This is a genomic window from Flavobacteriales bacterium, from assembly GCA_013001705.1.
Lineage (GTDB): Bacteria > Bacteroidota > Bacteroidia > Flavobacteriales_D > JABDKJ01 > JABDLZ01.
In genome coordinates, this window is sequence record JABDLZ010000120.1 from 19,868 (window position 1) to 31,278 (window position 11,411).

An 11,411-nucleotide genomic window follows, 5' to 3' on the forward strand; every position below is an offset into this window, starting at 1 on the left:
CTTTTGGTCACAAATGAAGAACATATAGAAGCGCATTCGCTGCTTCGTTCAAGAATTTTTTATTGAATCTTATCGATAAAGATCAGCCACTAGCACTTTGTCGCTAAGAATTTGATTATCAACACTTATCATCATATTTTCTTTCGAAATAGCTAATGTCCGACCTTTGGTGCTTTGGATTTTTTCAAGAAAATGTGTGCTCATCCAGAGCAAATGTTCTCGTGCATATTCCTTGAACAAAACCATCATTTCTTCTTGAGCGGGAGGGTCCAAATGATTCAATGGCTCGTCCAATAGGATGATCGGACAGGCGCGGGACAAGCATAGGGTGATGAGCACTTTCTGGTATTCACCATCACTTAAAGAGGGGATATAGCGGTCATGCAGACCTTCAATTCCGAGTCTCTTGCTCAGAGCCATGGCCTGATCGAGCTTCGCACGAAGCTCGATCCCCATTCCTTCGACCTGCTTCAAAGCTATCTGGTAGAATTCGAGCACTGTGATACGACTATGTACCGGATAGCGATGCATATAGGAAACTGTATGGGCCAGGTCACGACCTAGGGTGAGATCCAGTTCTCTCCCCTCCCACTGTATGTCCGTGTGACCAATGGATGGAACTATACCGGCCAAGGTCTTGAAGAGGGTGGATTTACCTATCCCATTGCGGCCTATCAGGTAATGGATCTCACCGCTTTGCAAGCTTAGATCTACGATATGGGCCAACTCCTTGTCATCGTACCCGATCCTCAATGTATTGATGTTCAAGTTCATGATGCTGAGGAGACGTAAGGTCGTTTGATGAGCAACCAGATGACCACCGGTGCACCAAATATGGATAGAACAGCATTTAGTGGAATCTGGACTTGGATGTAGTGAGCCTGCGTGATATGCAAAGAGACCAATGAGATGATGATACTCACCAGGATCACGTGGGGAATCATCTTGCGATTGAGATCGGAGGCTGTCATCATACGAGCAATATGCGGGCTGGCCAATCCGATAAATGCCAGCGGCCCGCAGAATGCGGTGACCACCCCCACCAATACACCGATAAGGGCAAAGAAGACGATCCTCCACTTCTTGAAATCGAATCCTAAGTTCCTGAGGTGACCCTCTCCCAGAAGCAACATATCGACCCGAGTATGCAGCAGTCCCAGCATCAATACTGCCAGGAGCACTGGGCAGGCAAGCCATGGCATTTCCGACCAGGACACATGATGATACCCTCCCAGTGTCCAGAAGATGAATCGCTGCAGACGTTCTGCTTCTGCACTGTATTCCAGCACACTGATAAGGGCAGAGATGATATATCCGATCATGAGACCCAGTATGAGCAGAGAAGCACTTCCCCTAAATCGCATGGAGGCAAAGAGGATGATGGCCAAGACTAGGGTCGAACCCAACATAGACAGTATCGTCACGGATAGGGCCCCGACCGGTGCTAGAATGATGGCGATCGATACGGCCAAGGCTCCCCCGCTGCTCACCCCCATCACCCCCGGACCCGCTAGAGGATTTTGAAAAATGACCTGCATCAAGAGACCGGAAAGACCAAGAGCCGATCCCGATAAAATGGCCGTCAGTATAGCTGGAGAACGGATATCCCTTACGATACGGGATTGGAGTCCATCTGGATCATCTCCGAATATCATGGCCCAATCCAGCTCGATCCACCCAGTGCTTCCCGCAGCCAGATTCAAGCCGATAAGCAGCACGATGAGGATGGAATATACTAGCCAGCGCATGACCGGACGAAGTACGGCAAATCAAGGGATATGGAATTCTTGGAAATACCTTCTTCCAGCGTGATCCACTGAACCGAAGATGGCCTTCAGATCATCTACCATCACATCGGGCTCGAGAATACCTGACCCGAAATAATCCACCTGGCTGACATCTACTTGGAAAAGCGTTTTTCCTTCCAGATCGGTTCCCTCCAGTCTGGGTTCCCAAGAAAGCAACTGATCCAGTGACAATTCACCTTCATAGATGAATCCGACATGTGTGAGGTCCGGAATCAGGCTCAATAGCTCCTCTAGACCGAGGTTCACACTCCCACTCCGGTCTCCTTCTAGTACATACTCGCCACCCGCGTCTCGTACCATCTGACTGAGAATGCTCCCAGCGCCAGCAGCGCTCCAAGTACCTTGATAATAGGATAACATCATGACGCGCGCATCCATTGGTGCCAAGGAGCGGGCAGAATCATAGCGCATAGAGATGGCCTTCAAACTGTCACGAGCGAGCTCCATTCGGTCGCAAATGGCCCCGACCACGAGCAACCATTCTACTCTGCCCATAGGATCGGACTCACGGTATTCATCGAATGGCACACAGCGCACTCCCTGAGAGGTCAACCGATCTATCAGGGCAGCATCGGCCGGGTCATATAGGAATACATCTGGACGGACCGATAGTATGGATTCCAGGTCCAATTCTGCTCCACTGATCAACTCTTTGACTCCCAGCGATGAAACGGACTGTTTCATCCCTTCATCTGGAAGAAGATCAAGCCATGTACAGGCCACCACCTGATGCATGGCTCCTATTTTCTGGAAGTAATACAGCTGAGTGGTCGAGCTCAAGGCGATGCGATACTCCCCGCTTCCTTGAAGAATTTCCCTTTCGCCCTGAGGAGTCTCATATCTCAGTAGACGACCTTCTTCGGTTTCCATTACCTGTACCAAGGGCCTTTCAAAAAGAGACTCGGCATCGTCAGTTGGAGAGACAGGCTGGGTTGCCGATTTTCCTGGATCCTCCACTCCACAGGAGATCATCAGACCGAACATCACTGTCAGAGTAGTATAGGAGATGGCTTTTGGCATCACCCTGCAAAGATGGTATGTCCTTCCACTCTAGCATTATGGATTCCAATCTATCGCTATTAAGACCTGCTGATTTAGAGTGCGTAATCGCTAAATTGCGCTCCTTATCAATCCTCTATGCAAGAATGAGATCATCACTACTATTTCTTTTCATATGTCTGGCCTTCGCAGCTTCCGCCCAGACCTTTACACAAATGACCGGTATACTCAATGGGACCACCTCTGCTGGGGAGCCTTGTGCCATGGATATGAACGGTGATCACTTGGATGATGTGGTCCGCTATAGCAGTGGCAATCTCATCATAGACTATCAGCAGGCAGATGGCACCTTTATCGAGCAAGTCTATCCTGTCGGGCTGAGCAATTATCCATCTTGGAGTGTGGCCGGTGGTGATCTGGATGGGAATGGATTCAATGACCTGATCCTAGGTAGTGGGTCCGAGGTATCCTTTGTTTATGCGAATGAAGACGGCACGGGTTATTCCGAGGTCAATGTGGACGATTACATCTTCACTCAACGGACCAATATGGTGGATATCGACAATGACGGGAATCTCGATGCCTTTGCGTGCCACGATGTGGACCAGAGTCACCCCTTCAGAAATGACGGTACGGGCAACATGACCGAGGACCAGTCCTTGATAGAGACGATACCTGTTGGAGGAAATTACGCGAGTGTATGGTGCGATTATGACAATGACGGGGATGTGGATATGTATATGTCCAAGTGCAGGAGCGGTGCCGCAGCCAACGACCCACAGAGGATCAATGGTCTCTACCGCAATAATGGAGACGGCACCTTCACCGAAGTGGGAGCCCAAGTCAACATGGATGATAATGACCAGAGTTGGGTCACGATCTTCGAGGACTTTGACAACGATGGCGATTTTGACACCTACACGGTCAATCATACCTGGGCCAATCGATTGATGGAGAATGATGGCACAGGCTACTTCACCGAGGTGACAGCAGGGAGTGGCATCGATGCGGATGACCTCGACTCATGGGCATGCATCGGAGCTGATTTCGACAATGATGGCTATGTCGATATCTTGACGCAATCTTTTGTGAACAAGGAGTTCTATCATAACGATGGAGACCTACAGTTCACTTCCATGTCTCTACCCTTCGATGATGGTGCACTATGCGATCTCAACAACGATGGTTTCATCGATGTGTGGACAGGGAATAGTGTTTGGATGAATGATGGAAATGCCAATAACTGGGTGAAATTCTCACTCGAAGGGATCATCAGCAATAAGAACGGAATCGGTTCTCGAGTCACCATCTATGGCGACTGGGGAATGCAAATGAGAGAATGTCGTTCCGGTCAAAGCTTTGCTCCGATGAGCACCTTGGATGTACACTTCGGGATAGGCGCGGCTACGGAGATAGATTCTGTATTGATCAGCTGGCCTTCGGGCGTCACCACGGCACTCTATGATGTGGATATCAATCAACTTCATATAGTACCCGAGGCATCTTGCGTATTCGAAGCAGGTCCGGTGACCAGTTCTGGCCCAACGGATATCTGTCCGGGAGAAATAGTCACGCTCACGGCTCCCGGGGGATACGAATACCTCTGGAATACCGGACAGACCAGTCAGAGCATCAACGTAGAACTGGCAGGCAACTACTCAGTGAGCATGACAGCCAATGATGAGTGTCTGGCACTCTCTGAAATGATTCTGGTCACGGTGATCGAGGATGAGACACCTACCCTCACCTTGGACGGTGAGACGGTGTTCTGTGAAGGAGCTGAACTGCTCATCACGAGTACGGAAGCAGCGGCATATGATTGGTCCAATGATGAAAGCACACAAAGCATCACTGTAACAGAGACTGGAAACTACAGCGTGACCATCACCGGTCAGTGTGGACCGGCCACATCAGAAACCATCGAAGTCGAAGTATTGAATACCCCACTACCCGTGGTGGAAGATCTTGAAGTGAATTCTACTGGAGAACACACGATCAGTGCCGTAGGAGAGAATATCACCTGGTATGCAGATGCTGCTGGAACGGACATCCTAGGTACTGGAAACGACCTTTTGGTCGATGTGCCAGAAGGTGGAATAACTGTCTATGCCAGCAATACGACCATCTACGAAGGCCTTTCTGAAGTCGGTGGAAAACTGGACAACAGCGGAGGTGGAGGCCTACCCGCATCTGGAGCCTACAGCTATTTCGATGTGTGGGAAGAATTCACTTTGGATGAAGTCACTGTCTATGTGGTCGATAACATGGTAGGTGATCGTACATTCCAACTCGTGGATGGTGATGGAAATGTGTTGGAATCCGGTGAGTTCTATCTAGAGAATGGAGAGAATGTAGTGGCTTTGGGCTGGGACGTGCCTGTAGGTGAGGATCTGAGCCTGAGATGCCCACAGAACGACCTCTTCCGAAATAATTCCGGAGTTCAGTACCCCTATCCGATAGGTACCTCAGGAGAGATTCATAGCTCCTATTATGGTGCAACGTATTACTACTACTTCTACAACTGGAAGACCACCAAGGGAGAATTCATCTGCGAATCGGACATTCTGCCGTTGGAAGTATCTGTAGTCACCTCCCTGGAGGAGTGGGAAATAGTAAGTGGTATGGAACTCTTCCCCAATCCAGTGCAGGATCGAGTCGTACTCACATTCGACCTCTTGGAAGCCACGGATCTCAGACTCGAGATCATCGATGCCCTTGGCGCGATTGTTGTCCAAAAGGACCTTGGAACTCTGTCCCCTGGGGTATTCAGAACAGAATTCGACCTGTCCGAACTGCCAGTTGCGCAGTATGAATTGAAATTGATCGGAAAGAATGGTCAGCGCACCACCTCCCTGATCAAGCAATAGGTCAAAGAAATTCACCGTTCAAAGAAAGACCCCTTCAACCCGAGGGGTCTTTCTATTTTTACGCCTATGGACCGCAGTATGAAATCTATTCTTCTTCTCTTTTTGTCCTTTTCATTGGTCATGCAAGTATTCTCACAGAAAGATGAAGACGGATATCCTACATGGAATGAACGGGCCATAACTGCCAAAGACCAGATCCAGAAGCTGAAAAATGGAGCTCTACTGGTCAGGCTTCCGACCAAAAGACCTTCAATCGATGCCATGCGCGAAAAAGGGCTCAACAAGCAGGCGGATGCATTGCAGAGTAAAGTCTTTGCTCAGAATCTGGATATAGTAGAATCCTTTCGCAGTCAGTTCGATTTCTGCCCGGTCTATTTCTTCTACAGCCACGATTCCAAATATGTGAGGGAGCTCCAACTGGACTCTGTGCTCTTTTTGAATGATGATCTCGAAGAGGATGAATCGATCAAGGTGGTCGAGGATGACTACTTCACCGCAGAATTCACGCTCCTAGCTCCGAAACAATACAAGGTCAAGAATATCCCGGATAGTCAAGAGAAGAATTCGAACTATCGCAATGAAGCCAAATACTATGGAGGAGCCAATATGCGCTTCCATGCACTGATCATCAAAGACGAGGAATTCACTCAACTGGACAATCCCTTCCCGTATTACACCCGGACTCTCAACTCCTTCTTCATCAAACGTAAGATGGCGGACGTGGTCTCCATTATGAATGGAAAGCTCTATCGCTATCATTCCAATGTAACACAGTAAGCGGTTCTAGGCCTCTATTTTCACACGATAAGCAGAGTGGGAGCGTACGTTCATGACGGTATCATCTGAGAAGATGAGATACTGGCCCTTGATTCCGTTCAGTTTCTTCTCGATCACTGGGAATTTATCCAACTTGATACTTGTCAGTTTGACCGGATACCTGAGCACCGGGTACTCGATAAGAAGTTCTTCCGAGTTATCGCTCCAAAACGATCGCAGTTCTCCATCGATGTATTGTTTCACCGCGTCCCGTTTGGCTTCCAGGTCGCTATCACCTGTAGTCATACCGGTCAACATATGCCGCCAATTGGTCTTGTCATTCAAATGGGATTTGAGCGCGACTTCTATCAGACCTGCAGCTTGCCGGTATGGGGTCTCAGCGATAACAAGTGCTTTGGTCGCTCCTTGATCGACCCATCTACTCGGGACATTCGCCTGACGGGTGACTCCTACTTTGATCCCTGATGTGTAAGAGAGGTACGTAATATGGGGAGTCAGGTGATTGGCCCGCTCCCATGCTTCATCCCTGAGTGCGATGCCTTCATGGATACGGCTCAATTCCGGTCGGATAATGCTCTCTGTGGCCAGGGGACTATCCCTGAAGGCCTTGTAACTCAGTCCCTCTCCATAGGTCTTCTTGATGCGCTCACCGGTGTATCGGCAATGGATGTCCCCATCGAAGGAGATGCGTATCTCCTTCCCTACCAGGGCATTCATGTCCACGCTCTCGGAATACTCGAGAATGTCATAGAGCTTGAGTTCGTACTGAGCCATCCCCTGCTCGAGGGTCGTGGTCATCTTCCTTAGATTTCCTTCCCATTCCATGACGGACAAAGGAATGGAAATATGTCTTGGAGCTCACCCTCGAGGCCCTTGTCTTGGATATCTTTGGTGCTTGTTTGTATGGAACATTCATCAAAATATATCGAAGAGGCAGTAGAACAGATGTCCTCTTTGCCGGGAATCGGACGTAAGACCGCCCTGCGACTCATTCTATCACTGGTCAAGCGAGAACCGGACCGGGTCAAGAGATTTGCAGACTCCTTGATCCAGATGAAGGAGAATATCCGCTTCTGCAGTTCGTGTTTCAACCTCTCAGATGATCCACTTTGTACTATCTGTAGCAATGGGAACCGGGATCACTCCACCATATGCGTGGTGGAAGATATTCGAGATGTGATGGCCATAGAGTCCACTCAGCAGTACAACGGGGTCTACCATGTACTTGGAGGACGTATCTCCCCCATGGACGGGGTCGGCCCCAGCGAATTGCGACTGGATGAGTTGAAAGAGCGGGTCACTGCGGGTGAAGAAGTTCGTGAGGTCATTCTGGCGCTCAGCGCGACTATGGAAGGCGACACTACGAATTTCTATATCTATCGCTCGTTCGGAGACCATACGGTCAATATCACCACCATAGCACGAGGTGTAGGCGTAGGGACCGAATTGGAGTATGCAGATGAGATCACTTTGGGTCGATCGATCATGAATCGGACTCCATTCGAGATGAGCCTCAGCCGTTGATGAGACTGTCCATCATCATAGTCAATTACAATGTCGAGCACTTTCTAGAACAGTGTCTGCTTTCTGTACAAAAGGCCTGTAAAGGCATAGAATCAGAGGTCATTGTAGTGGATAATGCCTCGGTAGATGGAAGTGTAGAAATGGTGAGAAGCCGATTCCCAGAGGTCCGACTCATCGCCAATCCGGACAATAAAGGATTCTCCAAAGCCAACAACCAAGGGATACGTCAATCAAGTGGAGATTATGTACTTCTCCTCAATCCCGATACCGTGGTCGAGGAAGAGACCTTCAGCACTTGTATCCAGTTCATGGATCAGCATCCAGAAGCAGGCGGCCTAGGTGTACGCATGCTGGATGGAAAAGGTGGATTCCTTCCCGAAAGCAAGCGAGGACTTCCTACTCCGATGGTCGCCTTCTATAAGATTTTTGGTCTGAGCCGGCTTTTCCCGCGTTCAGAAAGATTCAATCGCTATCACCTCGGCCATTTGGACGAATTCGAGACACACGAGGTCGAGATCCTTTCGGGCGCCTACATGTTCATGAGAAGGAAGGCACTGGATGAAGTGGGACTTTTGGATGAGGATTATTTCATGTACGGTGAGGACATAGACCTCTCCTATCGACTGATCAAAGGTGGATACAAGAACTACTATACACCTGAGACCCGGATCATCCACTACAAAGGAGAAAGCACCAAGCGCACGAGCATCAATTATGTCATGGTCTTCTATAATGCCATGCGCATCTTCGCTAAGAAGCACTTCTCCGATGATCATGCCAAGTATTTTGGCCGTCTCATAGAACTGGCCATATTCGTGAGGGCTCTACTCAGTATCCTCAAGAGATTTGCCCAGAAGGTATTCCACCCGCTTATCGACACCCTACTGCTCAGCACAGCACTTCTGGGCATCAGTCATCTGTATGCAGAGTATACGGGTGTTATCTACGATAGCCGCTTATTGGGCATTGCATTACCTGCCTACGCACTGGTCTGGGTGATCACGGCATTTCTGGCAAGCGCCTACGAATATCCACTCAAAGACCGGAGGAAAATCCAAGGTGTGGTCATCGGTACGGCTCTGATCCTCATCCTCTATTCGTTGCTACCAGAGAATTATAGATTCTCACGAGCGATCATCCTATTGGGCACCTTGGCAGCGGGAATCCTATTCTTGGTGACCAATGCTCTTTGGAGGGCCTTGAGTCCGGAAGCTAAAAGCAAGGAAGATGCTCAACGGGTCTATCTGGTGGTCGGGGGTACAGAAGAGCGCTCTCGAGTGCAACAGATGATGGTGGACCTGGGAATCGAGAGCAGGTTCATTCATGAGATCGACCCAGAGGAAGGGCCGGCATTGGGAGAGCGTATCCGCTCTACCACGGAGGTCTATGCAGCAGACGAGGTCATATTCTGTGCGAAGGACCTTTCAGCCGACCGCATCATCGATCTGATGAGCACCTTGGACAGCCGCAGATTGGATTTCAAGATCGCTCCTCCAGAGAGTCTGTTCATCATCGGAAGTAATTCCAAAGACAACAAAGGCGACTTACTCGCGCTCGAGATGAACTCTATCGCCAAACCGGTGAATCAACGGAACAAGCGCATCCTCGACTTCTTGAGTGCGTCTTTTCTGCTGATCATCGCACCTCTTTTCATGTGGTTACAACATAGGCCCGTAGGCTTTTTACGAAATGGCATACGGGTGCTGATCGGACAACGCACTTGGGTAGGATTCTACAGAGACGTGGCCGAAAGCCAGCACCTACCCGACCTCAGACCCGGTATCTTGGCCCCGGACCATGGCCTGGTCGAGAATCAAGAGCAGAAGAAGAGAAGCAATCTACTCTATGCCAAAGATTATCGCGTATCGGCCGATATGGATCTCATCTTGAAGAATTGGAGGAATCTGGGGCTCAGCTGATCGTGGGTTACCTGAAACCCACGGTTGAAAAGCTGTTCTGGGAATCCCAACATAAGACAACGGGAGAAGTATATTTTTGTCTGATATTGTCAACTGGAAACTGAACGATGGCGAGACTAGAGATCATACTACCAAAAATGGGTGAAAGCGTGGCAGAAGCCACTATAACTTCTTGGCTCAAGCAGGTAGGTGACAAAGTAGAAGCAGATGAGGCCGTTCTGGAGATAGCTACCGACAAGGTGGACAGTGAAGTTCCTGCTCCTGAAGACGGCACCATCACCGAAGTCCTTTTCAACGAAGGCGATGTGGTCAAGGTGGGTGAGGTGATAGCCGTAATGGATACAGAGGCCGAATCATCCTCTACACCCTCTGCTCCGAGCACGAGTAGTGGTGCTACGGCAAGTTCAGCGCCAACTCCCAGACCTGAAGTAGTTGCTCAAGTCGAGCAACGGGTGGAGCAATCGGCTGAACAGGTGTCATCCAATGGTTCGAATGGTCGATTCTATTCTCCCTTGGTAAGAAGCATTGCCCGCACTGAGGGAATCACCTTGCAGGAATTGGAATCACTTCCAGGCTCTGGTAGAGATGGCAGGGTGACTAAAAAAGATATTCTGGCCTATATCCCAAAACGCCAAGAGGGATCTGCAACTCAGCGCATGGCGAGTCCTGAACCCCGTCCTGAACCGGTGCAACAGAAAAGCAAACCCGCACCAGCACCTCGACCGGCCATGGCACCTGCTGTATCTGTAGGTGGACAGGATGAGATCATCGAGATGGACCGCATGCGCAAGCTCATCGCAGACCATATGGTGATGTCCAAGCAGGTCTCACCGCACGTCACTTCCTATGTTGAAGCCGATGTGACCAACATTGTCGAGTGGCGTGAGAAGAACAAGAAGTCTTTCCTAGAAAGAGAAGGTGAGAAATTGACCTTCACCCCCATTTTTATCGAAGCTGTGGCCCGAGCGATCAAGGACTTCCCCATGGTCAATGTATCCGTAGATGGTGATAAGATCATCCGTAGAGGAAGGATCAATATCGGAATGGCAACCGCCCTTCCTTCTGGAAATCTCATCGTACCTGTGATAAAAGAAGCGGATACGCTCAATATGGTGGGGCTGGCCCGCAAGGTCAATGATCTGGCTGCACGGGCCCGGGAGAACCAACTCCTTCCGGATGAGATACAAGGAGGCACCTATACAGTTACTAACGTGGGAACGTTCGGTAATGTCATGGGTACACCTATCATCAATCAGCCTCAGAGTGCTATTTTGGCACTGGGTGCCATTCGTAAGAAACCCGCTGTGATCGAGACCCCTGAGGGAGACTTCATCGGTATCAGGCATATGATGTTCCTATCCCATGCCTACGATCATCGCGTGATCGATGGCGCTTTGGGAGGGAGCTTTGTGAAGAGAGTGGCGGATTACCTTGAGCAATTCGATCCCGAGCGGACCGTTTGAGAGCGAGTGAATAAGAGAAAGAACTAAACACGAACACATGAATCACATCCGACT

Annotated in this window: 9 protein-coding genes; 5 read left to right on the forward strand and 4 right to left on the reverse strand. The window is 49.6% G+C overall.

Annotated features, from left to right (window positions below; translation table 11 throughout):
* Window positions 1-69: 69 nt before the first annotated feature.
* The 3 genes from HKN79_05055 to HKN79_05065 are packed head-to-tail and all read right to left on the reverse strand — an operon-like array spanning window position 70 to window position 2,828.
* A complete protein-coding gene (locus HKN79_05055; protein ID NNC82927.1) occupies window positions 70-774 on the reverse strand; it encodes an ATP-binding cassette domain-containing protein in 705 nt (234 codons plus the stop codon).
* Complete coding sequence (locus HKN79_05060) at window positions 771-1,748, reverse strand: iron ABC transporter permease (GenBank protein ID NNC82928.1); 978 nt, start codon at window positions 1,746-1,748, stop codon at window positions 771-773. The genes HKN79_05055 and HKN79_05060 overlap by 4 nt, the downstream gene beginning before the upstream one ends.
* 21 nt (window positions 1,749-1,769) lie before the next feature.
* Complete coding sequence (locus HKN79_05065; GenBank protein ID NNC82929.1) at window positions 1,770-2,828, reverse strand: ABC transporter substrate-binding protein; 1,059 nt, start codon at window positions 2,826-2,828, stop codon at window positions 1,770-1,772.
* 125 nt (window positions 2,829-2,953) lie between these two features.
* On the opposite strand from HKN79_05065, the gene HKN79_05070 reads away from it, so the two are divergent.
* Together HKN79_05070 and HKN79_05075 are read left to right on the forward strand one after the other, a co-directional pair.
* Window positions 2,954-5,674, forward strand: a complete 2,721-nt coding sequence (locus tag HKN79_05070; GenBank protein ID NNC82930.1) for a hypothetical protein — start codon at window positions 2,954-2,956, stop codon at window positions 5,672-5,674.
* Window positions 5,675-5,794: 120 nt separating this feature from the next.
* Entirely contained in the window at window positions 5,795-6,451 is a 657-nt protein-coding gene (locus tag HKN79_05075) for a hypothetical protein (GenBank protein ID NNC82931.1), read from the forward strand.
* A 6-nt stretch (window positions 6,452-6,457) separates the two neighbouring features.
* Here HKN79_05075 and HKN79_05080 read toward each other — a convergent pair whose 3' ends face one another.
* A complete protein-coding gene (locus tag HKN79_05080; protein ID NNC82932.1) occupies window positions 6,458-7,249 on the reverse strand; it encodes a DUF2797 domain-containing protein in 792 nt (263 codons plus the stop codon).
* A 105-nt stretch (window positions 7,250-7,354) separates the two neighbouring features.
* On the opposite strand from HKN79_05080, the gene recR reads away from it, so the two are divergent.
* From recR to HKN79_05095, 3 genes are all read left to right on the forward strand, one after another.
* The gene (gene recR, locus HKN79_05085) at window positions 7,355-7,975 is read left to right on the forward strand and encodes a recombination protein RecR (protein NNC82933.1); all 621 of its coding nucleotides are present in this window, start codon (window positions 7,355-7,357) and stop codon (window positions 7,973-7,975) included.
* Entirely contained in the window at window positions 7,975-9,894 is a 1,920-nt protein-coding gene (locus HKN79_05090; protein ID NNC82934.1) for a glycosyltransferase, read from the forward strand. The genes recR and HKN79_05090 overlap by 1 nt, the downstream gene beginning before the upstream one ends.
* Window positions 9,895-10,001: 107 nt before the next feature.
* Window positions 10,002-11,357 carry a 2-oxo acid dehydrogenase subunit E2 gene (locus tag HKN79_05095; GenBank protein ID NNC82935.1) on the forward strand — a complete coding sequence of 452 codons (1,356 nt, stop codon included), beginning with the start codon at window positions 10,002-10,004 and terminating at the stop codon, window positions 11,355-11,357.
* Window positions 11,358-11,411 lie beyond the last annotated feature (54 nt).

Excerpts from the sequence above, each read along its gene's own strand:
- HKN79_05065 (NNC82929.1), bottom strand. The coding sequence starts at position 2,828 with ATGCCAAAAGCCATCTCCTATACTACTCTGACAGTGATGTTCGGTCTG.
- HKN79_05090 (NNC82934.1), top strand. The coding sequence starts at position 7,975 with ATGAGACTGTCCATCATCATAGTCAATTACAATGTCGAGCACTTTCTA.
- recR (NNC82933.1), top strand. The coding sequence starts at position 7,355 with ATGGAACATTCATCAAAATATATCGAAGAGGCAGTAGAACAGATGTCC.
- HKN79_05080 (NNC82932.1), bottom strand. The coding sequence starts at position 7,249 with ATGACCACGACCCTCGAGCAGGGGATGGCTCAGTACGAACTCAAGCTC.
- HKN79_05070 (NNC82930.1), top strand. The coding sequence starts at position 2,954 with ATGAGATCATCACTACTATTTCTTTTCATATGTCTGGCCTTCGCAGCT.
- HKN79_05060 (NNC82928.1), bottom strand. The coding sequence starts at position 1,748 with ATGCGCTGGCTAGTATATTCCATCCTCATCGTGCTGCTTATCGGCTTG.
- HKN79_05055 (NNC82927.1), bottom strand. The coding sequence starts at position 774 with ATGAACTTGAACATCAATACATTGAGGATCGGGTACGATGACAAGGAG.
- HKN79_05075 (NNC82931.1), top strand. The coding sequence starts at position 5,795 with ATGCAAGTATTCTCACAGAAAGATGAAGACGGATATCCTACATGGAAT.
- HKN79_05095 (NNC82935.1), top strand. The coding sequence starts at position 10,002 with ATGGCGAGACTAGAGATCATACTACCAAAAATGGGTGAAAGCGTGGCA.